The sequence below is a fragment of the Algoriphagus zhangzhouensis genome, assembly GCF_900148515.1.
GTDB classification, from domain to species: Bacteria; Bacteroidota; Bacteroidia; order Cytophagales; family Cyclobacteriaceae; genus Algoriphagus; species Algoriphagus zhangzhouensis.
Map to the genome: position 1 here is coordinate 852,262 of NZ_FRXN01000002.1, position 23,324 is coordinate 875,585.

Genomic DNA, 23,324 nt, shown 5'->3' on the forward strand with positions numbered 1-23,324 from the left:
AAAGGCCTCAGAAATTAATCTGAGGCCTTTTTTTATTTTACAGCACCCTGGATTTTCATGTTGTTTGGTTTGAGAAACCAAATCTTCTGCGTGCTTTCTATTTCGAAGTGATCAATTCTATCTTCTCTGTTGTTCATGTAGATTCCTCCATTTATAAATGAAGTATAAAACATACTTTCACTGGAGCCTTTGAAGGTGACCCATATTGGTCTATCATCCACTATTCTCACTATGATTTCTTTGATTGTAGTCTTCGCTCCCGGCTTAGCCCTATGAATCAACATATCTTTTTGCAGTTCAGTAGTGTATGAATCAATCAAAGAAGGTTTGTTGATGTCTGCTTCAAAGAAAGCTCCCAATTCATCCTTCCATTGATCAGATGTGAATGTTTTCTCAGAGATTTCTTGAACCCCGTTGACTCTCGAGGTTAAAGTAACTGTTTTACCGTCTAGCTTTGGTATCTCTTGCTCTACAAGACCTTTCAGGTCATAGTAAGGTAGGACATCCATTTCTCCAGATGATTCTCCAGAAATGTTCGTACAGGAACTTAGGACTCCAATGAGAAGAAATAAAACTGCTACTAATTTTATCCTCATTCTTTGATCAAGATATCACCTGTCATTTCAGCAGGCTTTTCAATTCCCATTAGTTTCAAAATAGTCGGTGCCAAATCACCTAACTTGCCATCGTTTACTTGAATCTGATCTTTATTATCGACCATTATGAATGGGACCAAATTCGTTGTATGGGCTGTGTTTGGAGTACCATCTTCATTGATCATCATGTCACTGTTTCCGTGATCAGCTATTACAATGATGGTATACTCGTTATCCAAAGCAGAAGTGATTACGTTGTTGGCACATTCGTCCACTGCTTCACAAGCTTTTACAGCAGCATCAAAATCTCCCGTATGACCCACCATGTCGGCATTTGCAAAGTTTAGACAAATGAAATCAGCACTTTTCTTCTTCAATTCTGTATTGATTTTAGAAGCGATTTCATAAGCACTCATCTCTGGCTTCAGATCATAAGTTGCCACTTTTGGAGAAGGGCACAAGATTCTGCTTTCCCCTTCGAATTCTTTCTCTCGACCACCGGAGAAGAAGAAAGTAACGTGAGGATACTTCTCAGTTTCAGCGATTCTGATTTGCTTTTTGCCTGCACTTTCCAAGACCTGACCAAGGGTGTTGTTCAAGTTGTCTTTTTCAAAAAGCACTTTGACATTCTGGAAAGTCTCATCATAGTTAGTGAAAGTGATGTAGTCCAAATCCAGTTTCTTCATGTGATAATCTTCAAAATCACGCTGAGTCAAAACTTGAGTGATTTCTCTACCACGGTCCGTTCTAAAGTTGAAACAGATTACCAAGTCACCTTCTTCGATTTTAGCCAAAGGCTGATTATCCGCGCCCACATGGATGATTGGGCGGATAAATTCGTCAGTAACATTGTTGTCGTAAGATTTTTTGATGGAAGCTAGAATGTCCTTTGACTTTTCTCCTTCTCCTTTGACCATTGCATCATAAGCCAACTTCACCCTTTCCCATCTATTATCACGATCCATGGCATAATATCTACCAACTACGGTAGCGATTTGGCCAGTGGAGTTTTCAAGATATTGCTGCAAGTCTTCCAAATACTTGATACCACCTTTTGGATCGGTATCACGACCATCTGTAAATGCATGAATATAGGCTTGATCCAAGCCATTGAATTTGGCTGCATCACAAAGACCTTTCAAATGATTAATATGAGCATGAACTCCTCCATCAGAAACCAATCCGATGAAATGGGCTTTCTTTCCGCTAGCTTTCACCTTTGCAAAGGCTTCTTTCAATACCGGATGCTCATTCAATTCTCCATTGGCTACTGCCTGGTTGATTTTCACTAAATCCTGATAAACAATTCGTCCGGCACCGATATTCATATGCCCCACTTCAGAATTTCCCATTTGACCAGCCGGTAGACCTACTGCTAAACCAGAAGCTTCCAGTTTTGCATGAGGGTACTTTGTATATAGGCTATCTACAAATGGAGTCTTGGCTTTGTCGATGGCAGAAACTGCAGGGTTGGTTGCGATACCCCAACCATCGAGAATCATTAAAAGTACTTTCTTTTCCATGTGGCAAATATATTATTTTTCTATCCATTCTAACCCGATTCTTGATGCGGGTAGTTCATTTGACTTAGCAAGAATAATTCCTAAAAATGAATTTTCGATCATTGATTTTGGCTTAGTATTTGCCAAATGAGGGTTAATGTTTCTAAACCAACTCATATTATCCTTTTTACTTTGGATTGCAGTACCCTTGGAAAGTCCAGAAATGGAAAAGTCCATCGATCCAGTAGTGATAGCAATTGACAGTGGCTCAAGCTCTGAGTTGGCAAGATACTTTGATTCCAGCATATCTCTGAATATCAACGGTCAACAAGGGGATTATTCTAAAAGTCAAGCTGAATTAGTTGTGAAAGATTTTTTCAAAAAGAATCCTCCGATGAGTTTTTCCTTGGTTTTCAAAAGCGAAAATAACCCAAGTACCAGCTCTTATATCGGAGAATATTCTAGTGGACGGGGAAATTTCAAAGTCTTTATCAAAGCCAATCAAAATGGCTCCGATATGAAAGTTTATAGCTTGGAGTTTGTAAAAGCCTGATCAATTTTTAGAAAAAGGCCACCCATCCAAGTCAATATGCCTATTTTTGCGGCATGAAGCCCTCCTATTTAACAGATCAAGCCATTCAGGATTTTATTCAGTCAGCATTTGCTGAAGATATTGGTCCTGGAGACTATTCTTCCTTAGCTGCGATTCCAGAAGATAAGACTGGAAAAGCGAGACTTTTGATCAAGGGAGATGGTATTTTGGCTGGTGTGGAGATGGCCGAAAAAATATTCAAAGCCTATGATCCAAGATTGGATGTGGAGCTCTTGAAGAAAGATGGTGACGAAGTGAAATTTGGAGACATCGGAATAATAGTTTCAGGACCTTCCGCATCTATACTTTCGGCAGAAAGATTGGTACTCAATTGCATGCAGCGAATGAGTGGGATCGCTACTTTGACTCATCGATTGACCCAAAAAATCGTCCATACCAAAGCCAGATTGATGGATACCCGTAAGACAACTCCAAATTTCCGAATTATGGAAAAATGGGCTGTACATATCGGTGGAGGTGTAAATCACCGCTTTGCTTTGTATGACATGGTGATGCTCAAAGACAACCATGTGGATTTTGCAGGAGGTATTCGACAGGCGATTGAGAGGACGCATGAATATCTAAAATCCCATCATCTTGATTTGAAAATCGAAGTAGAAACTCGAAACCTTCAGGAAGTGAAAGAGGTGTTGGAAACTGGTGGTGTGGATTATATCATGTTGGATAACATGGATTACGAAACCATGAGAGAAGCTGTTGCTTTGATTGATGGAAGAATCCAGACTGAAGCCTCAGGCGGAATCACCGAGGAAACTTTGGCTGATGTAGCTGAATGTGGTGTGGATTTTATTTCCATGGGAGCGTTGACCCATTCTGTTAATAGCATGGATATCAGCCTGAAAGCCTTTTAAAAAGAGTTTATTGAGGTTATTGTTGTGACTTTTGGCTTGATTTCTGTCTAAAAGAGACAAAGAAACTAAACCAAACATGAAAAATTTACTTTATCTATCAGCCCTTCTTTTTATATTTTCCTGTAGCTCCAAATCTTTCCCAGATGCCAAATGGGAAGGAAAGCATTGGACTTTAGTAGAAATTTCAGGTATTCCAGTTCAAACTTCAGGTTCGGAAAAAGATGCTCATTTAGTATTTGACTCCAGAGACAAAGAAGTAACAGGAAGTGGAGGATGCAATCAAATTTTTGGGCCATACGAAATCGACAAAAAGAATGTCCTTCGATTCGGTGAGATGGGTGCTACCAGAATGGCTTGTCAAGATTCTCCTTTTGAAAATAAATTTTTGGAAACCTTGAAGTCAGTTCGATATTATGAATATTCTGAAGGAGAGCTTTTGTTGAAAAATGGAGATAAAAAAGTAATTCTCAAGTTTCAGTAAATCATATTAAAGAGGTTGTCTCATTGTGCGTCCCGACAGATGTACGGGATCGAAATGTAATATTTCTGAAAAGGCTTTGACTCAGCTCAGCCTGATAAAATTTTTTAAACTTCTCAAATTTCCAATTAAAGCCACTTCTTAAACCTGAAGAAAATCAACATCCCCACTACTGAAATTCCCATTCCTCCCAAGACATAGAAATAGCCGTATTTCAAGTGGAGCTCGGGCATGTTGTCGAAATTCATACCATAAACTCCAGCCACAAAGCTCAATGGAATAAAGATGGTCGAGATGATGGTAAGGACCTTCATTACATTGTTCATTCTATTGGAAATGATATTCATATAAAGGTCCAAAACTCCTGAGGCCATATCTCTGAAAATTTCCATTGTTTCCACAACCTGGATGGTATTTTCATATAAATCACGAATAAAGGGCTTCACTTCATCAGAGATTTGGTGTTCGGCATATTTAGTAAAAGAACCGACTACCTCACGAAGTGGATAAATTGACCTTCTTAAGTCCATTATTTCTCTTCTTTGAGCATATAATGAGTTCAATACTTCATTTCCTGGATTAATCATAGCTTGAGATTCCAGGTCTTCAATCCGCTCTCCGACATTTTCCAGGACTATGAAGTAGTTGTCTATTACCGCATCCAATAAGGCATAAAGAAGGTAGTCAGCTCCTCTTTGTCGAATTGGTCTTTTTGGATCTGCTAGCCTTTCTCTGACAAACTGAAACACATCACCTTTCTTTTCCTGGAAGGTAAAAAGGATGTTCTTTTTCAAAATAAAACTGACTTGCTCTTCGTCGATTGGAGATTCTGGACTAGGACATTGGATCATCTTCAAAGTGGCAAACAAGTAGTCCTCAAAAACCTCCAATTTTGGTCTTTGATCTGTACTGACTATGTCTTCTAATGTCAATTTGTGGATACCGAAAAACTTACCCACATTTTCCAGAATTTTCACATCGTGCAAACCTACAATGTCTACCCAAACCACATTTCTTAGAAGCATGGGATGTTGCTCCAGCTGCTCAAAAGCAACCTTTTCTTCGTGAAGGCTTTGGTTATCATAGGAGATCAAAGTGATGGTTACTATCTCCTGTTTTTTGTCTCCTGTATAGATTAATGAGCCAGGAGGAAGGCCGATTTTATGTGCGGGTTTCTTTTTTTTCTTGATTCCTAAAAGTTTTTGGAATTGCTTGATACTAGAGTTTTTCTTTGCGCACATACGAGAATTTAATCGTTTGAAATAAGAAATTCGATATTTCTACTCAATCCAGCAAATTTGGTGCGTTTTAGAGGTGATTTTTTGAAAACCTTTCTAAAGGTATCTTCAGTCATTTCAATCCAATCTTGATTTGAAAAATCTCTTAATTCTGGATCAGGAATAAATTTGGGTTCGGAATGAGGTTTGGAAAAGCGATTCCAAGGACAGACATCCTGACAAATATCACAGCCAAAAACCCAATTCTCCATTTTTCCTTGAAATTCACTGGGAATGGCATCTTTCAACTCAATGGTTAGGTAAGAAATGCAGCGGGAGCCGTCCACTACTCCTGCTTTTGCTATTGCATCAGTCGGGCAAGCATCTACACAGGCTGTGCAAGTACCGCAATAGTCTTTGGAAAGTGGAGTATCAGGTTGAGCTTCAAGGTCAATAATCAGCTCCGCCAAAAAGAAAAAACTACCCATCTTTCGATTGAGCAAAAGACTGTTTTTCCCTAGCCATCCTAATCCGGATTTTTGTGCCCATTGCCGCTCCATGACTGGAGCCGAATCTACAAAAGCCCGTCCTTCTACCTCACCGATTTCTTCTCGGATGAGTTCTATAAAGGTTTTGAGCTTGTCTTTGATAACAAAATGATAATCCTCCCCGTAGGCATATTTGGCCAATTTGATGGAATCAGTGTCTTCAGGAAGTTTATTTTCAGGGTAATAGTTATAAATCAGAGAAACTACTGTTTTCGCGCCGGGAACGAGTTTGGTAGGGTCGAGTCGCTTGTCAAAATGATTGGCTAAATATCCCATTTCCCCCTGATAGTTCTGGTTCAACCAGTTTTCCAAGCGTGGTGCTTCCTCTTCCAAAAAACCAGCTTTTGCTATCCCACAAGCCTCAAATCCCAGTCGCTGAGCGATGGATTTTAGAATTTGGGCATTTTTTTCTGGGGAAAGCATGGAGTAAAGATAGGATGCTTCTTTTTCTTAAAAGAATTTAAAAATGCTCAAATTATTCTTATGAACGCTTTTTGTAGTTTAAATTAAAATGAGTTTGATCTGTGTCTGACTCAAATAGAGGTTCAAGAGATCGTATTATGATTCAATTTTCGGCTATTATTTACCTTCTTTTTTATGCTTGGGTAATGCCCTTTCCGGGTAAACCTAAATACATTATAACAATTGAAAAGTCCAACCCGAAGTATTTCAGAATCAAACAGAAATCCAATAAAGACCTTTCGGATAAAATGATCAACATATCTGAAAGTTGTTTTAATGGAGCTGGTAAGGAACTGATGCTAGTCAAAAAAAGGTCTGAGGACTTACCTGAAGAGGAAAAGAAGCAGTTCAGGGAGTTCGGATTAGTCGGGATTTTTTATCTTGATGACCATGGGAAAATTGGACAAATGGAATTTTGGACCTCAAAAGACCCTACACAGATCTTGCCTTTGATAGCCAAAGTGGAGAAACACTATAAATCGGAATTTCAAATAGAGAATTCAGACTGCAAAATTGAAGAAGGAAAGTTTGTTAGAACTCACATGGCTATTGCGATAAATGAACGTGATCGGAATAGATAATCCTGTGAATTAGATTTAAAACATGTTTCGATTGAGTACTTTTACTAATTCGCTAAACAAAGAGAGAGTGAAAATTCTCTCTTTTTTTATTTTAATAAATCCGGCCTATCCTGATACCACTGTTCCTCAAAGGTTTCCTTAATTTCTATTGGAGCCAAAAGAATAGAAACTGTCATCCAAATCATCAATATTGGGGAGAATATAAAAATCAACCAGATCAATGGCTTTGCTACCTCGAACTGGATTAAAGTGACAAAAACTATCAATACTCCTGTCACTATTCCCACGACTTGAAGATAATTTCTCATCTTTTTTGAGATTTTCTCTACTTAGTTAAACTACCTGACCTTCCTATTTGTTACCTCCTTGGCTGAGAATATTAACAAGAAATTGATTATTGATTCTTAGTCATTTACCTTTTATCTTAAAATATTAAGCCCAGAACCATAGGTCTTGATTCTATTATCTAAAATCTAAAAAAATGAAGGGTTTCCGCTTTACTCAATTTGTTCCACCTCAAGATCCTGAGAAAAATACCTTTGAGAACCTTCTCAATATTTTTCTTCAACTGGTCACCATGACCGGTGGAGATGCTGCGGAGGCTTTGAGTTGGTTGAGTAATCTGGACAAGCGCTATAATTTGACCAATCCCAACTATGGGATCGGCGATTTCATAGAAGAGCTCAAATCAAAGGGGTATCTCACTGAGGAGAATCAAAAAGGAGAATTTAAGATCACTGGAAAAGCCGAGCAATCCATTCGAAAGTCAGCATTAGAGGAGATTTTTGGGAAATTGAAGCGGGGGAAATCAGGTCAACACAAGACTACTCATTCTGGCCAGGGAGAAGAGCGTGGCTCAGACCGAAGGTCATATCAGTTTGGTGACAATTTGGATCAGATTGCATTAACGGATTCATTGAGGAATGCCCAGGTAAACCATGGTTTTGGAGGAGATTACTTACTGACAGAGGATGATTTGGAGATCGTGGAAAATGAATATAAATCCCAGACTTCCACTGTTTTAATGATCGATATTTCCCATTCCATGATATTGTATGGAGAAGACAGAATCACTCCTGCAAAGAAAGTCGCGATGGCTTTGGCTGAACTCATAAAGACTCGTTATCCGAAAGACACCTTGGATATCATTGTTTTTGGAAATGATGCCTGGCAGATAGAGATCAAAGACTTGCCCTACTTGCAGGTCGGTCCTTATCATACCAATACGGTTGCAGGATTGGAGTTGGCGATGGATCTTTTGAGAAGAAGAAAAAATCCCAATAAGCAGATATTTATGATTACAGATGGCAAGCCTACTTGCCTCAAAATAGGAATCAAATACTATAAGAACGCTTTTGGGATAGATAGCAAGATCTTAAATCGGACATTAAAACTTGCCGCCCAGTGCCGAAAGTTGAAGATTCCGGTTACCACCTTTATGATTGCTTCCGATCCTTATTTGAAGGAGTTTGTGAAGGAATTTACCAAAGTAAATAACGGAAACGCCTATTACAGTAGCCTAAAAGGATTAGGCGACCTCATTTTTGAAGATTTTAGAAGAAACAGAACCAAACGCTTTTAATCAGCATGGACTACCAAAAACTAACTGGAAAAGAACTCACCCAAATCAAAACACTTGGCCAATTAAAGGCTTCTGGATATCAGCCTAAATCTATCAAAGAAGAACTTCGAGACAATTTGATCCTAAAGATCAAGCGAAAAGAAAATGTCTTTGAAGGAATTTGGGGCTATGAGGACACCGTAATCCCGGATATCGAGAGAGCCATTTTATCGCGCCATAATATCAATTTACTGGGACTTCGTGGTCAGGCTAAAACCAGGATTGCTCGAATGATGACTCAACTTTTGGATGAGTATGTACCCGTGGTTTATGGATCGGAATTAAACGATGACCCACTTGCACCTTTATCCTCTTTTGCGAAAAGTCTGATCGATGAGCGCGGAGATGATACACCGATTATTTGGTGGCATCGCGAAGATCGATATACTGAAAAGTTGGCTACTCCTGATGTGTCGGTGGCTGATTTGATTGGAGATGTGGACCCGATAAAGGCGGCAACTTTGAAATTGAGTTACAATGATGAGCGAGTGATTCATTATGGACTCGTTCCGCGATCCAATCGTTCCATTTTTGTGATCAATGAATTGCCGGATTTACAGGCAAGAATTCAAGTTGCTCTTTTCAATATTTTACAGGAAGGAGATATTCAGATTCGTGGTTTCAAATTGAGACTTCCTCTAGATATCCAGTTTGTATTTACTGCCAATCCTGAAGATTATACAAACCGTGGAAGTATCGTAACTCCCCTGAAAGACCGAATTGAAAGTCAAATCATCACCCATTATCCAAAGTCTATTGAGATAGGTAAAAGGATCACAGCTCAGGAAGCCAATTTGGAAGGAAAACCTGTGGATAAGATTTTTATCCCCGATTTGATGAAAGATTTGATCGAGCAAATTGCAATCGAAGCAAGGCACTCTGAATACGTGGATGAAAAAAGTGGGGTTTCTGCAAGATTGACGATTTCAGCATTTGAAAATTTAGTTTCAGCTGCTGAAAGGAGACTTTATCTAAATGGAGAAGAAAATACTGTTGTAAGAATTTCCGATCTGATTGGTGTGATTCCAGCCATCACAGGGAAAGTAGAACTGGTTTATGAAGGAGAGCAAGAAGGCGCAGGTCTAGTTGCATACAATTTAATTGGAAAAGCAATTCGATCTCAATTTGTGAATTACTTTCCTTCACCTGAAGAGAAGAAAAAAGCCAAGGAAGGAAATCCCTATGTAATTCCTTTGGCTTGGTTTGGAGAGGGAAATGTTTTAGATCTGGTAGCTTCTCTTTCTGATAAAGAATACAAGACTCTTTTACATTCCGTGCCAGGGTTGGAAGAAGTAGTAACTCAGCTTGTAGGTATGATCCCTGAGAATGAAAAGGAATTCTTTATGGAGTTTGCGCTTCATGGATTAGCCGAATATTCTCAATTGAGTAAAAGAATGCTGGATACTGGATTGCAGTTCAAAGACCTATTCAGCTCCATGTTTGATATGGGGTCGGGAGATGATGAAGAGTTTGATGATGATGATTATTAAAATCGTTAGTAGTATTTGATTAAAAGGCCATTCCATAAGGATTGTCCTTTGTTTTTTCTGATGAAATTTTTGTAATAGATAAAATCCCACTTGATGGCTTGCAATCAAACTTTTCACTCCTACCTTTGTCATTAGATCATAAGGGGTGCCCTAAAATCACGGGCTGAGATCATACCCATATTACCTGATCCGGGTAGTGCCGGCGAAGGGAGATGAACAAACAGAGTAAAATAGATAGTGAAGCTTTTGGTACCGTAGTGCCACTATGTTTTTTGCTTTGGAACCGGGTAAACAATCACGGAAGACTTCCCCTAAGTTTTCCCATGTTTAACTCAAAACCCGAAAGGGATTTTACACATGAAAAATTTTGTATTGGCTTTAGCTGCATTGTTGCTAAGCCTGTCTGCTTGGGCTCAATCCAGTCTTAGCGGAAAAGTAATTGATTCCCAGACTGGTGAACCATTGGAAGGAGCATCTATTTGGGCTGAAAAAGTCGGAAGAGGGACAATTTCGGATCGAAATGGAGATTTTACTTTGAGCAAATTGCCTGATGGATCCGTCGATTTAAGAATTTCATTTCTTGGATTTGAAACCCATAGACAAACTTTTTCCATTCCTTTTTCAGGTTCTTTGGAAATCAAATTGAACAGTAAGGATTTCCTAAGTGAAGAATTTATCGTTTCTGCCACCAGAGCCTCTGAAAGTACTCCAACTACCTTTAAAACCATTGGGAAAGAGGATATTGCACAGCGGAATTTAGGTCAGGATATTCCGATTTTATTGAACTTCACACCTTCCGTGGTAACCCACTCTGACGCAGGTGCTGGTGTGGGTTATACTGGCATGAGAATCCGAGGTACGGATCAAACTCGTATCAATGCTACTGTCAATGGTATTCCATTAAATGATGCGGAATCTCATGGAATTTTCTTCGTGAATATGCCAGATTTTGCCAGCTCTGTGGATAACGTTCAAATTCAAAGAGGCGTTGGAACTTCCACAAATGGTGCGGCTACTTTTGGAGCTAGTTTGAATTTCCAGACAGATACCCACAAGGAAGAGGCTTATGCACAGGTAGATAATAGTTTTGGATCATTCAATACTTGGAAACATACCGTAAAAGCAGGGACAGGGCTATTGAACAATCGCTTTGCTTTTGATGCAAGATTGTCCAAAATCAATTCAGATGGCTATGTGGATAGAGCCTATTCTGACTTGAAATCTTATTTTCTTTCCGGAGGTTATTTTGGTAAAAATCATGTGATCAAAGTGAATGTTTTCTCTGGGAAAGAGCAAACATATCAGTCTTGGTGGGGCCTGCCGGAATCCAAACTGGAAGATGATCGAACCTGGAACTATTACACCTATGATAATGAAACCGATAATTACCAACAGGATCATTATCAGATGATTTATACAGGGAAAATCGGTTCCAATTGGAAAACTAATTTGGCACTGCATTATACTTATGGCCGTGGCTACTATGAGCAATATCGTGAAGATGATGATTTCGCCAGTTATGGATTACCTCCTGTGACTATCAATGGAGAGACGATTGAAAGCACAGACATCATACGTAGAAGGTGGTTGGATAATGATTTTTATGGTTTCGTTGGGTCTGTCAATTATGTCTCTGACAATGGAGCTTGGGATGTAGTCTTAGGTGGAGGAGCAAATCGCTATGATGGCGACCACTTTGGAGAAATCATTTGGGCAAGAATCGCTGGAGGTACGCAAATCCGTGATCGCTATTACGACAACAATGCCGTAAAAGATGATAGAAATATCTATGCAAAAGTAACTTATGAATTAAAAGAGGGGTTGAATCTTTTTGGCGATTTGCAGGTAAGAGGGATTGATTACAGTTTCTATGGTGTAAATGATGATCAGAGAGTAGTAGATGGTCAGGAAAATTATACCTTTTTCAATCCCAAGTTTGGAGTGTCTTATGAAAAAGGAAGCCGAACCTATTATGCGAGTTATGCGGTAGCCAATCGGGAACCAACCAGATCAGACTTCACGGATAATCCGATTACTGAAGTGCCGAGACCAGAAAGGTTGAATAATATTGAAGCTGGTGTACGAGCGAGATCCGGGAATTTTAGCTACAATGCCAATTTCTATTACATGGATTACAAGGATCAGTTGATCCTAACAGGTCAAATCAATGATGTGGGAGCCTACATTCGAGAAAATGTCACTTCTTCCTATCGAGCTGGAATAGAATTGGATGGTGCATATCAACTATCTCCTTCTTGGACTTTCGGTGGAAATATTGCCTTCAGCCAGAATAAAATTGCTGAGTTTACAGAGTATATCGATGATTACAGCACTGATGAATTTCAGCAAGAGGCGATTACTTATAAAGACTCGGATATAGCTTTTTCACCAAATGTGGTGGGATCTGCCATGATTGAGTTTAAGCCAGTTAAAAGTCTTTCCGTCAACTGGATGAGTAAGTATGTCGGACAGCAGTTTTTGGACAATACTTCCAATGATGGAAGAGCGCTGGATGCTTTTTTCACCAATGATCTTCGAATCAGCTATACTGCTCAACCGAGATATTTCAAAAACCTAGAGATCAATTTCTTGATCAATAATATATTCAATGAAATGTACGAGCCTAATGGGTACACATTCAGCTATTATGTTCCTGGAAATGTGGACAAAGACTTGATTACCGAAAACTATTATTATCCACAGGCAGGAACCAATTTCTTGCTGGGTTTGAGTATGAGATTTTAAAACTATAGACTCTGATAAAGCCAAAAGCCCTGAATTATTTTCAGGGCTTTTTTTGTGTTAAACGAATATGAGACATCTTATTCAGAAACATTTGCCAAGTCAGAATTTGAAACTTGAGTGTCCATGATTCTCTTGACATCAGGATGAACCATCCAAAGTCCAATAGGCCAAATAAAAATTAATCCCGCCATTCCAATGCTTTCCCCGAAAGTGACCTTTCTTCTGGATTGAACAGTTTTTAAAACCCTCATTGCAAAGAGGAATACATAAACAGCTGCAAAAAATAAATAGAATACCGGGATGGCCAGGAGTCCATTGAATGTAACTTCTTTTCCATCAAATAGGATCATAACCATTGACATCATGGCGATCCAATAAAACCAATTGAATACAAAGAAGCCAGTTTTGATTTCTAATTTTTTTGGAAGATAGTCCGTTAAAACATATCCAATACTTAGAGGATAGACCCCGTACATCACTATTCCTAAGACCTTTAATAAGGAGTTGATAAAAATATCGTCGGTAAGATTAAAAGTATAAAGGATAAATGATGAAAAAAGGTAGATGAAAATAGCCGCTGTAGGTGCCTTAAGGAGTTTTTCCATTTAGATTTTATTTGAAAATGAATTTTGGACTGAAAATAAATAAAACTCCTAGAAGTGGAATATCTAAACATAAAAAAGCCCTGAATTTAAATTTTCAGGGCTTTTTCGTATAGTATAAAACTAAATTGTTTCAAATTTATTTTTCCTCTTTCTCTTCGAAAATAAAGGTTTCATCCTGCAGATAATGTGGATAGATCTTCAAGTGTTGCTTTTTAACCTCCTGAACTAGCCTTTCTCTAAACTCCTCTACATTGACTCCTGATCCCGCAGCCATGAATACAGGCTTGATTCCGGTTTTCTTTTCATAGGCTTCTGATAGCGCATCAAAATCTTTGAAGTCAGCCTCTTCCAATTCCATCTCAGTCATTTCCATGATTTTCTCCTCAGAAGGCATGGTTTCCACCAAGTCAATCTTGTTGAAAACCAATAGCATCGGCTTGTCTCCAGCTTTGATTTCTCTAAGTGTTTGGTCCACTACTGCAAAATGATCCTCAAAACTTGGATGAAAGATATCTACCACATGAACCAACAAATCGGCTTCACGAATCTCATCCAAAGTGGATTTGAAAGATTCAATCAAGTGAGTTGGTAGCTTTCTAATAAATCCAACGGTGTCTGAAAGAAGGAAAGGAATGTTTTCCAAAACTACTTTGCGAACTGTCGAATCTACAGTCGCAAAAAGTTTATTCTCCGCCAGAATATCTGTTTTGGTGATCAAGTTCATCAAAGTACTTTTGCCTACGTTGGTATATCCAACTAATGCGACTCTGACAATTCCCTTTCTGCCCTTCCGCTGGGTTTCACCCTGTTTTTCGATTTCTCTCAGCTTTTGTTTGAGGAGAGTGATTTTATTTCGGATGTCTCGCTTATCCGTTTCGATTTCCTTTTCACCGGCACCACCCCGTGTGGAAGTTCCCCCTCGCTGTCTTTCTAAGTGAGTCCACATTCTAGTCAATCGAGGCAATAAATATTGGAAGCGAGCCAATTCAACCTGAGTTTTGGCTTGAGCTGTTTGTGCTCTATTGAGGAAAATATCCAAAATAAGCAGAGAACGGTCATAGACTTTGACCTTCAGCTCGTTCTCCAAATTTTTCATTTGGGATGGAGACAAATCATCATCAAAAATGACCATGTCCACTCCAAAGTGCTCAATATAAGACTGGATTTCCTCTAGCTTCCCTTTCCCAACAAAAGTCCTGATATCAGGCTTCTCCATTTTCTGGGTGAATCGGTAGACTGCTTTGACACCTAGTGTTTCTGTCAAAAAAGCCAATTCATCCAAATGCTCCTCTACAACAATATCGGTGTCAGTTTGGCGAATTACCGAAACTAAAACTGCGGTTTCTTGTACAGGTGCTGTATCGTATAATTTTTGAAGTTTTCTTGAAAATTTACCCATTGCTACGTCCTTTCAGAATTTTAAGCCTTCTCTCAGTTAAATAGTTTCCTTTTAAGGGCTTTCCTAATAAAATTGAGGCTTGAAAGGACAAAGTTCGACATATTTCCTCAAATTAGATTAGGATTGTCTTTGGGCTAGTAGTTATTTTGTCGGATTGACAAATTTTAGCTCGTATGGCCCTGATTTCGGAATCAGTTATTTCCGGCGTATTAGAAATTCACCCAAAAGTCTTTGATGATTCCAGAGGCTATTTCTTTGAATCTTATAGGGAAGATTGGTTTACCTCCAATGGGATCACTCATGGATGGATCCAAGACAATCAATCATTCTCCCAAAAAGGGACTGTGAGAGGACTACATTTTCAAAGAGAACCATTTGCTCAGGCAAAATTAGTCCGAGTGATTCAGGGAGTTGTGAAAGATGTGGTGGTAGATTTAAGGAAAGACTCTTCCACTTTTGGAAAATCATATTCAGTGATTCTGGATTGCAAAAAACATAATTTACTGTATGTTCCAGGTGGATTTGCTCATGGATTTTCAGTTTTGGAGGATGCTATATTTGCCTATAAATGTTCGAATTTTTACAACCGAGAAAGTGAAGGAGGAATACTCTGGAATGATCCGGTATTAAATATTGACTGGGAAGTAGAAAATCCCATTCTTTCTGAGAAAGACCAGCTATGGCCAACTCTGGAGGAATTTAAAACTCAAAGTGGAGGAGGATTGTAAATGGGATTATTTGATCTGTTTAAAAGAAAACCCGAGGTAATTGAAGACTTGGATCTCAGTTGGCTGGAGATCGATATGCATTCCCACTTGATTCCAGGAATTGACGATGGTTCCAAATCAATGGAAGAATCTTTGGAATTGATTCAAAGGTTAAGTTCCTATGGTCTAAAGAAAATCATCACCACTCCACACATCATGTCTGAGTATTATCGAAATACTCCGGAGATCATCCGAATGGGCTTGGAAGATTTGAGAAAGGCTGTCAAAAAAGAAGGGATATCTATAGAAATTGATGCTGCTGCAGAATACTATATGGATGAGATATTCCTAGACAAAGTCAAAAATGGAGGAGAACTTCTGACTTTTGGAGATAATCATATTTTGGTTGAGACAGGCTTTATCAACCGTCCTCAGATGCTATTGGAAACCTTCTTCCAATTGGAAATGGCAGGTTTTAAACCAGTATTTGCACATCCCGAGCGATATCAATATCTATTGGCAGATAAAAAATTGCAGGAAGACCTAATCGAGAGAAATACCATTTTACAGATAAACCTTCTATCATTGACTGGGTTTTATTCCAAACAAGTGAAGGATTTTGCTGAGGTTCTGCTAGAAAAAGGAAATGTGCAGTTCTTTGGAACGGATTGCCATAATCCTCGCTATCTGGATATGTTGGAAACTTTGCCAAAGTCCAGAAACTACAATCGTATTAGAGAAAAAATCTGGAAAAATTCTTCCCTCTAAGGATCTATGAAAATCTTGATAACCGGCATCACTGGCTTATTTGGCAGTTATTTGGCAAAAGAGTTTTCTTCTTTGGGAGAAATCCATGGGCTGAAAAGAGAGGGTTCATCAACTCGGCTTTTAGATCAAGCTGATTTTCCGATTCAATGGCACGAAGGAGATTTGAATGATTTTGATTCCTTAGAAACTGCCTTACAAGGAATGGATTTGGTGATCCATGCTGCTGGAATGGTTTCTTTTTCTCCCAGTGATTCCAATGAATTGTATCAAGTGAATGTCAAAGGGACTGCAAACCTGATTGATGCAATGCTAGCTGCTGGTATCAAAAAGCTAATCCATATCTCTTCCGTAGCTGCTATCGGCAGAAGTTCCGAGACAAATACCATTGATGAAAAATTCAAGTGGGTAGAATCCTCACTCAACACTGAATATGCGGTTTCGAAATATTGTGGAGAGCTGGAAGCTTGGAGAGGTGAGCAAGAAGGAATTGAATTGATCGTTGTCAATCCATCTATTCTCTTGGGAAAAATTGAAGATGAGAGAAGCAGCACTACGATTTATGATTATGTGCTTGAGGAGCATAAATATTTTCCCGTTGGAAATGTAAATTTTTTGGATGTCAGAGATGCAGTAGAAATGACCAGACGACTTTATGAAAAGGGTGTTTGGGGAGATCGCTTCATTCTCAATGCTGGGAGCATTCCTTATTTTGACTTTTTTCAGCAAATGGCACAGGTTTTTGGGAAAAAGGCACCTGCAAAAAAAGCAACCGGCTTTCTTCTGAATTTGGCAGTTTGGTTTGCAGGATTTAGTCGATTTTTGGGTTTGAGCAAAAATCCATTGAATAAAAAAACGGCTTTAATTTCTTCTCAAAAGATCTCCTACGATAATTCCAAAGTGACTGGACTTTTGAATTTTGAATATCGTCCTCTAAAAGAAACCTTTCTTTGGGCGAAGTAAACTTATTTTAAACCGAAATCGTTATCCATTTTCGCTGGAATTACCCGTTGATTATTTATTGAAAAAATTAACAAATCAGCGTTTTGAGAGACCATAATATTTGGTATCTTAAGTAAACCTTAACCTATTCGAATGACCGGAGATCACGATCACGACTGGGAAGAAGACAAAAAGCTCGTTGAGCGTTTTGAAAATTCCCTAAAATCCAATCTGGATTTATTCTTCGATGAAGAGGAACTGGAAGACATCATCCGATTCTACTTTGATCAGCAAAAGTTTCTGAAAGCTTTAAGAGCATCTGAATTTGCCCTGGAAAAATTCCCTTTTTCTGTGGAGATTAAGTTGCTGATGGCTCAGTGCCTTATTTTCAATGATGAGTTGGAGGAAGGTTTGACTATCCTTGAAAACCTGAATAATATTTCTCCAAACAATGAGGAGATTATTCTGGCTTTGGCCAATGCATATATCCTTGCTGGAAGTCCTCAGGAAGGGATTGAGTTGCTAGAGAGATTTCTTCCACTAGCCGAAGATCAGGCTGAGGTTTATTATTCTTTGGGAAATCTTTTCAGAGCCAAAGGAGACAATGATAAAGCCAGTCACTATTTCAAAGAGGCGGTGAAAATCAGAATAAATCACGAAGATGCCCTTTTTCAGTTGGCGATGATCACTGAAGAAGAAGGCTCTTTTGATGAAATCCTCCATTTCTATCAGGAATTTATTGACCAGGATCCTTACAGCGCTGGGGCTTGGTATAATTTGGGAGTTGTCTACAATCGCCTCGGCAGATTCGAGGAAGCAATCAAAGCCTATGATTATGCGATCATCATAGATGATTCATTTGCTTCGGCTTATTTCAATTTGGGCAATGCCCTGATGAATACCAAGCAATATGATTTGGCTTTGGAAGCCTATCAAAATACGATCAATTGTGAAGGTGCCAACGCAGAGAACTGCTGCTATATGGGTGCGGCCTATGAAAAATTGGGCAAAATCGATGATGCTTTTAAATATTTCAAAAAGTCTGCAAAGTTAGACGAAGAGTATGACGATGCCTGGTTCGGTCTGGGTATGTGCATGCTCAAAAAGGAAAAATATTTTGAGGCGATCCATTATTTCAAAAAAGCTATCAATCTGAGCAAAGAAAATCCAAATTATTGGGTTGGATTGGCAGATGCTGAATTTAATCTGGGAAATCTGCAGTCTAGTTCTGAAGCCTATGAAGAGGCCATCAACTTAGAACCGGGCATCATGGAGACCTATGTGAATCTATCTGTGATTTATTTTGATCAGAACAGATTTGAGGAGGCCGTGGATGTAATAGGTGAAGGAATTGAGGAGCTTCCAGAGGAGGCAGAGCTCTATTATCGCATGGTTGTTTACCAGATCAAGCTGGGCAAATACAAAGAAGCGTTTTCTTATTTGGAAAATGCTTTAACTTTGGATTTCGATAGGCATACAGTTTTGTATGAGTTGATGCCAGAGCTCAAGCAGCAAAAGGCTATTTACAAACTGATTGCTCAGTATCGGGACGATAAATTATTGCCCTAAATTTTAAAATCAATCGAATGAATTATGTGCTAAAGAATATCCCAGTGCGTACTGAGAAGCCACGTACCTCGGGATTTACTATGGCGATGGACAAAGGTCTCAGCCTCAGAGGAGTAGAGGATTTTGTAGAAAGCTGCGCGGATTACGTAGATATTGTTAAACTTGGCTGGGCAACGTCCTATGTGACCAAAAATCTCAAGGAAAAAATTGCCATCTATAAAGACGCTGGAATCCCTGTTTACTTTGGGGGAACCTTGTTTGAAGCTTTTATCGTAAGAGGTCAGTTTGATGACTACCGAAAAGTTCTTGATAAGTTCAAATTAGAGTTTGCAGAGGTATCTGATGGCTCTATTTCACTTAATCATGATAAAAAATGTGAATTTATTTCCACTCTTTCCGAGCAGGTGACTGTTCTTTCGGAAGTAGGTTCTAAAGATGCTGCGAAAATCATCCCTCCTTACAAATGGATCGAGCAAATGCAGACTGAATTGGATGCAGGTGCATGGAAAGTAATCGGTGAAGCCCGTGAAGGTGGAAACGTAGGCCTTTTCAGAGATTCAGGTGAGGTAAGACAAGGATTGGTAGAAGAGATTTTGACACAGGTCCCTGAAGAAAGAATCATTTGGGAAGCTCCTATCAAATCTCAGCAAGTTTGGTTTATCAAATTGCTAGGTGCCAATGTGAACTTGGGAAATATTTCTCCATCTGAAGTAATTCCTTTGGAAACCATCCGTTTGGGATTGAGAGGTGATACTTTTGATCACTTCTTGGGAGAAATTAAATTATAAGAAATACCACATACTTTTAGGCTGATCGATTGATTCTCGGTCAGCCTTTATTTTTGTCTTATGGATAGGATAAAGAACTATTTGCTCACTTATCTAAAGGGAATGGCAATGGGAGCAGCCGATATTGTTCCTGGAGTTTCCGGTGGTTCCATCGCCCTGATCACAGGAATTTATCAGCGCCTACTGGATAGTATCAACTCTATTAATGGAGAGAACCTTTCTCTTCTACTAAAGCTTGAATTCAAAAAGTTTTTTAAAGCTGTCAATGGCTCTTTCCTTCTAAGTCTCCTTTTGGGGATTATGACTTCGGTTTTTACCCTATCGAAGTTGATAACCTATTTGATGGATGAACATCCAATTCCACTTTGGTCATTCTTCTGTGGATTGATTTTGGTCAGTGCTTTTATTATCCTCAAAGAAATCAAAAGATGGCATTTGGGAGTTGTAGTTGCTCTGATTTTGGGAATAATTATCGCTTGGTGGGTAACTAGTTTACCTCCAACCAGTTCTCCAGATGCCATTTGGTTCACATTTGTGGCTGGGGCAATTGCCATTTGCGCCATGATCTTGCCTGGCATCAGCGGGAGTTTTCTCTTATTGATTTTGGGAAAATATGAGATGATCCTGCAGGCAGTTTCTGAAAAAGACATTGTGACTTTGGGGGTTTTTGCTTCGGGATGTATCGTCGGTATCTTGTCATTCAGCCGATTGATTTCTTTCTTGTTGAGAAAGTTTTATGCCACGACTATTGGTTTGCTTTCAGGTTTTATGCTTGGTTCGATCAATAAACTTTGGCCTTGGAAAATTGTCACTCAGTATAGAACCTCCTCTTCTGGAGAGCAGAAGCCATTTTTGACTGAAAATCTTTGGCCATCCGATTATCTCCAAAAAGTTGGTGAAGAACCGAACTTAGGATTAGCTATTGCTGGGTTTTTAGGAGGTATTTTGCTTGTAGTTGGAATAGATTTGTTGGCGGATTATTTTAAGAAGAAATGAGAAAGTTCGGATTGATCGGTTTTCCTTTGGGGCATTCTTTTTCCAAGAAGTATTTCACTGAGAAGTTTGAAAAAGAAGGAATCTCTGGCTGTCAATACGATTTGTATGAAATTCCATCAGCTGTTGAATTGAAAACCATCTTGGAAGAAAATTCTGAATTGGAAGGGATCAATGTGACGATTCCTTACAAACAAGATGTAATCCCCATGATGTCCGAATTGGATCCCGCTTGCGAGACCATTGGGGCGGTAAATTGCATCAAAGTCCAAGATGGAAAGTTGAAGGGCTACAATACGGATTATATAGGCTTTAAAGAATCTCTGACGGCTTGGCTGGGAAATACCGAAGTGAAAGCTTTGGTATTGGGTACTGGAGGTGCTTCCAAAGCTGTGGTTCAGGCATTGAGAGATTTGGAGATTGAATTTTTATATGTTTCCAGAACGCCAGGAGCCAATCAAATCTCTTATCAACAAATTCAAAATGATTCCGCTATTCTGGAAGATTATAAATTGATCATCAACTGTACTCCGTTAGGGACTTATCCGAAGGTGGAAGGAATTCCTGATCTTCCAATTGATCAATTTACTTCAGAGCATTGGGTCTATGATTTAGTCTATAATCCTCCGACCACTTCCTTGATGCAAGCCTGCTTGGATCGTGATGGAAAAGCCAAGAATGGACTGGAAATGTTAATCTTACAAGCTGAAGCAGCTTGGAAAATTTGGAACGAATAAATGATTCCATGCCCCGCATAAAATGAAATAACATGAAAAAGGCAATTCTCATCATTCAGTGTCCCGATCAAAAGGGAATAGTTGCTGCTGTTTCTCAATTTTTGTTTAAGTATGATGGAAACATACTAGAAGTCGATCAGCATGTGGATGAGGAAATGGGGATGTTCTTTATGCGTGCAGCCTGGGAGTTTGAAAGCTTGTCTTTACCTAAAGATGAAATCGCTTCCAGATTTGAAGAAGAAGTCGGAGCTTCATTTGGGATGAGCTTCAAGCTTCATTTCAATTTCCCCAAGCCAAGAATGGCTTTGTTTGTCAGCAAACTATCTCATTGTCTTTTTGATATTTTGGCTAGGCACCATGCCGGGCAGCTGGACATGGATATTCCTTTGGTGATTTCCAACCATCCAGACTTGAAACAAGTCGTTGAGTCTTTCGGAATTCCTTATGTTCATTTACCTGTTACAAAGGAAAATAAAGCAGAAGTAGAAGCCTGTCAATTGGAGCTTTTAGAAGAAAATAAGATCGACTTTATTGTTCTTGCCCGGTATATGCAAATTCTTTCTAGCAAATTGATTGAGCAGTTTCCGAATCGAATTATCAATATTCACCACTCTTTCTTACCCGCTTTCGTAGGAGCGAAGCCTTATCATGCTGCCTATGAAAGAGGTGTGAAAATCATCGGGGCTACTGCCCATTACGTGACCGAAGAGTTGGATGCTGGCCCGATCATCGAGCAGGATGTTGCTCGAGTTAGGCATCATAATACTGTCCCTGAGCTAGTTCAAATTGGCCAAGATGTAGAAAAAGTAGTGCTTTCAAAGGCAATCAAATACCATTTGGATCGAAAAGTCCTCGTCGTGAATAACAAGACGGTAATTTTTTATTGAATGATCCTTCTTGGAATGTCTTGGGGAAGACGGGTAAGGAGTTCGTAGTTCACCTGTTGGGTCGATTCTGAGAATGATGCTACGGTAATTTCTTTATTCTTCTGACTTCCAATCATCACCACTTCATCTCCAACCTGAATGTTTTTGACCTTTGTGATATCCACAGCAATGGCATTCATAGTAACTGTCCCGACTACTTGGCAATATTGTCCTCCAATTAACACTTGTCCTGAATTGGAAAGTAGCCTGCTATATCCATGTCCGTATCCGACGGGAACGATAGCTAAGCTCATGTTATGTAAAGCCATAAAGCTGTTCCCATAACCAACAAACTCGCCCATTTTCACTTTTTTGAGACTCATTACCTGACTTTTCCAACTGATTAGGCGTTTGAGAGGGTTTTTATTGGTTTTGGGTAAGTCTTTAAGCTTCGCAAAGTAAGTTTCCTTAGTAGGCCAAAACCCATAGCCAGCGATCCCGATTCGAACCATATCCATGATAGTTTCAGGAAAGATCAAAGTAGCTGCAGAACAAGCTGTATGATACTTTCGAAAGAAAAGATTGTGTTCAGAAAGATAGTTTTTGAAATCGTAATAGACAGAAATCTGATTTTTTACTCTGACGAAATTGCTGACGCTTTCTGCTCCTGCATAATGCGTGCAAAGTCCTTCTAAAATGACATGGTTTTTCCCTTTTTGAAGAGTTTCCACCAATTTTTCTCGCTGCTCCCAATCAAATCCTGTCCGATGAAATCCTGTCTCCACTTCTACATGGATTTTAGCAGGAACTCCAATCCTTTCTGAGATTTCTATGGCTTTTTCCAATCTCTCAAAATCGAAAACATAAAAGCTAATTCCAGCATTAATCAGGGCTTCTAGTTCTTCCTCGTAAAGCATCCCCAGGATCATAATTTCAGATTGTTTGGTTGAATTTTTCTTCACCATCCATGCTTCATCCGAACTAAAAGTACTGAAATGACGAATGCCTGCTTTTTCTGCTATCTCAACCATTTGGGCAATTCCATGTCCATAGGCATTTCCTTTGACTACGGCTGAAATGGTGGGTTTGGGCCCAATTTCTTTTCGGATATACCTTATGTTTTGACGGTAAGCTTTGGAACTGATCTCAAGGAAAGAGGTTGCAATCATATTTTTGGGACACTTTGAGACGCAAAAAATAATTGGACCAAATTCCAATTCCCAATTTTCCCTACATTTAATTCCAAAAG

General features: G+C 39.2%; 23 protein-coding genes and 1 riboswitch. Of the genes, 15 read left to right on the forward strand and 8 right to left on the reverse strand.

Features of this window, described 5'->3' with window-relative positions; translation table 11 throughout:
• Positions 1–32: 32 nt before the first annotated feature.
• Positions 33–596, reverse strand: coding sequence for a hypothetical protein (locus BUF13_RS09625; protein WP_073571549.1), 564 nt, complete (start codon positions 594–596; stop codon positions 33–35).
• A complete protein-coding gene (gene gpmI / locus BUF13_RS09630) occupies positions 593–2,119 on the reverse strand; it encodes a 2,3-bisphosphoglycerate-independent phosphoglycerate mutase (protein WP_073571550.1) in 1,527 nt (508 codons plus the stop codon). The genes BUF13_RS09625 and gpmI overlap by 4 nt, the downstream gene beginning before the upstream one ends.
• A 136-nt stretch (positions 2,120–2,255) precedes the next feature.
• Between gpmI and BUF13_RS09635 the strand changes: the two genes are divergently transcribed.
• The 3 genes from BUF13_RS09635 to BUF13_RS09645 all read left to right on the forward strand — a co-directional run bounded on the left by BUF13_RS09635 (position 2,256) and on the right by BUF13_RS09645 (position 4,043).
• Complete coding sequence (locus tag BUF13_RS09635; RefSeq protein WP_073571551.1) at positions 2,256–2,651, forward strand: DUF4783 domain-containing protein; 396 nt, start codon at positions 2,256–2,258, stop codon at positions 2,649–2,651.
• A 53-nt stretch (positions 2,652–2,704) separates the two neighbouring features.
• Entirely contained in the window at positions 2,705–3,562 is an 858-nt protein-coding gene (gene nadC, locus BUF13_RS09640) for a carboxylating nicotinate-nucleotide diphosphorylase (protein WP_073571552.1), read from the forward strand.
• A gap of 76 nt (positions 3,563–3,638) precedes the next feature.
• Positions 3,639–4,043, forward strand: a complete 405-nt coding sequence (locus BUF13_RS09645; protein WP_073571553.1) for an META domain-containing protein — start codon at positions 3,639–3,641, stop codon at positions 4,041–4,043.
• Between the two features lie 125 nt (positions 4,044–4,168).
• Here BUF13_RS09645 and corA read toward each other — a convergent pair whose 3' ends face one another.
• The gene (gene corA, locus BUF13_RS09650) at positions 4,169–5,281 is read right to left on the reverse strand and encodes a magnesium/cobalt transporter CorA (protein ID WP_073571554.1); all 1,113 of its coding nucleotides are present in this window, start codon (positions 5,279–5,281) and stop codon (positions 4,169–4,171) included.
• Positions 5,282–5,289: 8 nt separating this feature from the next.
• Positions 5,290–6,228 (reverse strand): tRNA epoxyqueuosine(34) reductase QueG, encoded by a 939-nt coding sequence (queG, locus tag BUF13_RS09655; protein ID WP_073571555.1) that lies wholly within the window; start codon positions 6,226–6,228, stop codon positions 5,290–5,292.
• Positions 6,229–6,365: 137 nt separating this feature from the next.
• Between queG and BUF13_RS09660 the strand changes: the two genes are divergently transcribed.
• Complete coding sequence (locus BUF13_RS09660) at positions 6,366–6,848, forward strand: hypothetical protein (protein ID WP_134204369.1); 483 nt, start codon at positions 6,366–6,368, stop codon at positions 6,846–6,848.
• 86 nt (positions 6,849–6,934) lie between these two features.
• On the opposite strand, the gene BUF13_RS09665 is transcribed toward BUF13_RS09660, so the two are convergent.
• Positions 6,935–7,156 carry a hypothetical protein gene (locus BUF13_RS09665; protein WP_073571557.1) on the reverse strand — a complete coding sequence of 74 codons (222 nt, stop codon included), beginning with the start codon at positions 7,154–7,156 and terminating at the stop codon, positions 6,935–6,937.
• Between the two features lie 173 nt (positions 7,157–7,329).
• On the opposite strand from BUF13_RS09665, the gene BUF13_RS09670 reads away from it, so the two are divergent.
• The 3 genes from BUF13_RS09670 (at position 7,330) to BUF13_RS09680 (ending at position 12,704) form a co-directional block, all read left to right on the forward strand.
• A complete protein-coding gene (locus tag BUF13_RS09670) occupies positions 7,330–8,430 on the forward strand; it encodes a vWA domain-containing protein (RefSeq protein WP_073571558.1) in 1,101 nt (366 codons plus the stop codon).
• Between the two features lie 5 nt (positions 8,431–8,435).
• The gene (locus tag BUF13_RS09675) at positions 8,436–9,959 is read left to right on the forward strand and encodes a magnesium chelatase (RefSeq protein WP_073571559.1); all 1,524 of its coding nucleotides are present in this window, start codon (positions 8,436–8,438) and stop codon (positions 9,957–9,959) included.
• 131 nt (positions 9,960–10,090) lie between these two features.
• A riboswitch (TPP riboswitch) is annotated at positions 10,091–10,187 on the forward strand.
• A 129-nt stretch (positions 10,188–10,316) separates the two neighbouring features.
• Positions 10,317–12,704 carry a TonB-dependent receptor gene (locus BUF13_RS09680; protein ID WP_073571560.1) on the forward strand — a complete coding sequence of 796 codons (2,388 nt, stop codon included), beginning with the start codon at positions 10,317–10,319 and terminating at the stop codon, positions 12,702–12,704.
• 77 nt (positions 12,705–12,781) lie between these two features.
• Here the strand turns inward: BUF13_RS09680 and BUF13_RS09685 are convergent, their stop codons facing one another.
• Positions 12,782–13,309 carry a hypothetical protein gene (locus BUF13_RS09685; RefSeq protein WP_073571561.1) on the reverse strand — a complete coding sequence of 176 codons (528 nt, stop codon included), beginning with the start codon at positions 13,307–13,309 and terminating at the stop codon, positions 12,782–12,784.
• A gap of 136 nt (positions 13,310–13,445) precedes the next feature.
• The gene (gene hflX / locus BUF13_RS09690) at positions 13,446–14,708 is read right to left on the reverse strand and encodes a GTPase HflX (RefSeq protein WP_073571562.1); all 1,263 of its coding nucleotides are present in this window, start codon (positions 14,706–14,708) and stop codon (positions 13,446–13,448) included.
• A 173-nt stretch (positions 14,709–14,881) separates the two neighbouring features.
• On the opposite strand from hflX, the gene rfbC reads away from it, so the two are divergent.
• The 8 genes from rfbC (at position 14,882) to purU (ending at position 22,096) form a co-directional block, all read left to right on the forward strand.
• On the forward strand, positions 14,882–15,436 hold the full coding sequence (gene rfbC / locus BUF13_RS09695; protein WP_073571563.1) for a dTDP-4-dehydrorhamnose 3,5-epimerase: 555 nt from the start codon (positions 14,882–14,884) through the stop codon (positions 15,434–15,436).
• Entirely contained in the window at positions 15,437–16,183 is a 747-nt protein-coding gene (locus BUF13_RS09700; protein ID WP_073571564.1) for a tyrosine-protein phosphatase, read from the forward strand. It begins immediately after the preceding gene.
• Positions 16,184–16,189: 6 nt separating this feature from the next.
• The gene (locus BUF13_RS09705; protein WP_073571565.1) at positions 16,190–17,143 is read left to right on the forward strand and encodes an NAD-dependent epimerase/dehydratase family protein; all 954 of its coding nucleotides are present in this window, start codon (positions 16,190–16,192) and stop codon (positions 17,141–17,143) included.
• Between the two features lie 132 nt (positions 17,144–17,275).
• On the forward strand, positions 17,276–18,691 hold the full coding sequence (locus tag BUF13_RS09710) for a tetratricopeptide repeat protein (RefSeq protein ID WP_073571566.1): 1,416 nt from the start codon (positions 17,276–17,278) through the stop codon (positions 18,689–18,691).
• 17 nt (positions 18,692–18,708) lie between these two features.
• Positions 18,709–19,479 carry a phosphosulfolactate synthase gene (locus BUF13_RS09715; protein ID WP_073571567.1) on the forward strand — a complete coding sequence of 257 codons (771 nt, stop codon included), beginning with the start codon at positions 18,709–18,711 and terminating at the stop codon, positions 19,477–19,479.
• 60 nt (positions 19,480–19,539) lie between these two features.
• Positions 19,540–20,475 (forward strand): DUF368 domain-containing protein, encoded by a 936-nt coding sequence (locus BUF13_RS09720; RefSeq protein WP_073571568.1) that lies wholly within the window; start codon positions 19,540–19,542, stop codon positions 20,473–20,475.
• Positions 20,472–21,209, forward strand: coding sequence for a shikimate dehydrogenase family protein (locus BUF13_RS09725; protein ID WP_073571569.1), 738 nt, complete (start codon positions 20,472–20,474; stop codon positions 21,207–21,209). The genes BUF13_RS09720 and BUF13_RS09725 overlap by 4 nt, the downstream gene beginning before the upstream one ends.
• A gap of 32 nt (positions 21,210–21,241) precedes the next feature.
• Positions 21,242–22,096 carry a formyltetrahydrofolate deformylase gene (gene purU, locus BUF13_RS09730; protein WP_073571570.1) on the forward strand — a complete coding sequence of 285 codons (855 nt, stop codon included), beginning with the start codon at positions 21,242–21,244 and terminating at the stop codon, positions 22,094–22,096.
• Here purU and alr read toward each other — a convergent pair.
• Positions 22,090–23,244 carry an alanine racemase gene (alr, locus tag BUF13_RS09735; protein WP_073571571.1) on the reverse strand — a complete coding sequence of 385 codons (1,155 nt, stop codon included), beginning with the start codon at positions 23,242–23,244 and terminating at the stop codon, positions 22,090–22,092. The genes purU and alr overlap by 7 nt on opposite strands.
• Positions 23,245–23,324 lie beyond the last annotated feature (80 nt).

Bases quoted from the DNA above. Each gene is read 5' to 3' on its own strand.
- BUF13_RS09670 (WP_073571558.1), top strand. From the start codon at position 7,330: ATGAAGGGTTTCCGCTTTACTCAATTTGTTCCACCTCAAGATCCTGAG.
- rfbC (WP_073571563.1), top strand. From the start codon at position 14,882: ATGGCCCTGATTTCGGAATCAGTTATTTCCGGCGTATTAGAAATTCAC.
- BUF13_RS09675 (WP_073571559.1), top strand. From the start codon at position 8,436: ATGGACTACCAAAAACTAACTGGAAAAGAACTCACCCAAATCAAAACA.
- hflX (WP_073571562.1), bottom strand. From the start codon at position 14,708: ATGGGTAAATTTTCAAGAAAACTTCAAAAATTATACGATACAGCACCT.
- corA (WP_073571554.1), bottom strand. From the start codon at position 5,281: ATGTGCGCAAAGAAAAACTCTAGTATCAAGCAATTCCAAAAACTTTTA.
- BUF13_RS09715 (WP_073571567.1), top strand. From the start codon at position 18,709: ATGAATTATGTGCTAAAGAATATCCCAGTGCGTACTGAGAAGCCACGT.
- BUF13_RS09710 (WP_073571566.1), top strand. From the start codon at position 17,276: ATGACCGGAGATCACGATCACGACTGGGAAGAAGACAAAAAGCTCGTT.
- gpmI (WP_073571550.1), bottom strand. From the start codon at position 2,119: ATGGAAAAGAAAGTACTTTTAATGATTCTCGATGGTTGGGGTATCGCA.
- queG (WP_073571555.1), bottom strand. From the start codon at position 6,228: ATGCTTTCCCCAGAAAAAAATGCCCAAATTCTAAAATCCATCGCTCAG.
- nadC (WP_073571552.1), top strand. From the start codon at position 2,705: ATGAAGCCCTCCTATTTAACAGATCAAGCCATTCAGGATTTTATTCAG.
- BUF13_RS09720 (WP_073571568.1), top strand. From the start codon at position 19,540: ATGGATAGGATAAAGAACTATTTGCTCACTTATCTAAAGGGAATGGCA.
- BUF13_RS09645 (WP_073571553.1), top strand. From the start codon at position 3,639: ATGAAAAATTTACTTTATCTATCAGCCCTTCTTTTTATATTTTCCTGT.
- BUF13_RS09625 (WP_073571549.1), bottom strand. From the start codon at position 596: ATGAGGATAAAATTAGTAGCAGTTTTATTTCTTCTCATTGGAGTCCTA.
- purU (WP_073571570.1), top strand. From the start codon at position 21,242: ATGAAAAAGGCAATTCTCATCATTCAGTGTCCCGATCAAAAGGGAATA.
- BUF13_RS09680 (WP_073571560.1), top strand. From the start codon at position 10,317: ATGAAAAATTTTGTATTGGCTTTAGCTGCATTGTTGCTAAGCCTGTCT.
- alr (WP_073571571.1), bottom strand. From the start codon at position 23,244: ATGATTGCAACCTCTTTCCTTGAGATCAGTTCCAAAGCTTACCGTCAA.
- BUF13_RS09700 (WP_073571564.1), top strand. From the start codon at position 15,437: ATGGGATTATTTGATCTGTTTAAAAGAAAACCCGAGGTAATTGAAGAC.
- BUF13_RS09705 (WP_073571565.1), top strand. From the start codon at position 16,190: ATGAAAATCTTGATAACCGGCATCACTGGCTTATTTGGCAGTTATTTG.
- BUF13_RS09665 (WP_073571557.1), bottom strand. From the start codon at position 7,156: ATGAGAAATTATCTTCAAGTCGTGGGAATAGTGACAGGAGTATTGATA.
- BUF13_RS09635 (WP_073571551.1), top strand. From the start codon at position 2,256: ATGTTTCTAAACCAACTCATATTATCCTTTTTACTTTGGATTGCAGTA.
- BUF13_RS09725 (WP_073571569.1), top strand. From the start codon at position 20,472: ATGAGAAAGTTCGGATTGATCGGTTTTCCTTTGGGGCATTCTTTTTCC.
- BUF13_RS09660 (WP_134204369.1), top strand. From the start codon at position 6,366: ATGATTCAATTTTCGGCTATTATTTACCTTCTTTTTTATGCTTGGGTA.
- BUF13_RS09685 (WP_073571561.1), bottom strand. From the start codon at position 13,309: ATGGAAAAACTCCTTAAGGCACCTACAGCGGCTATTTTCATCTACCTT.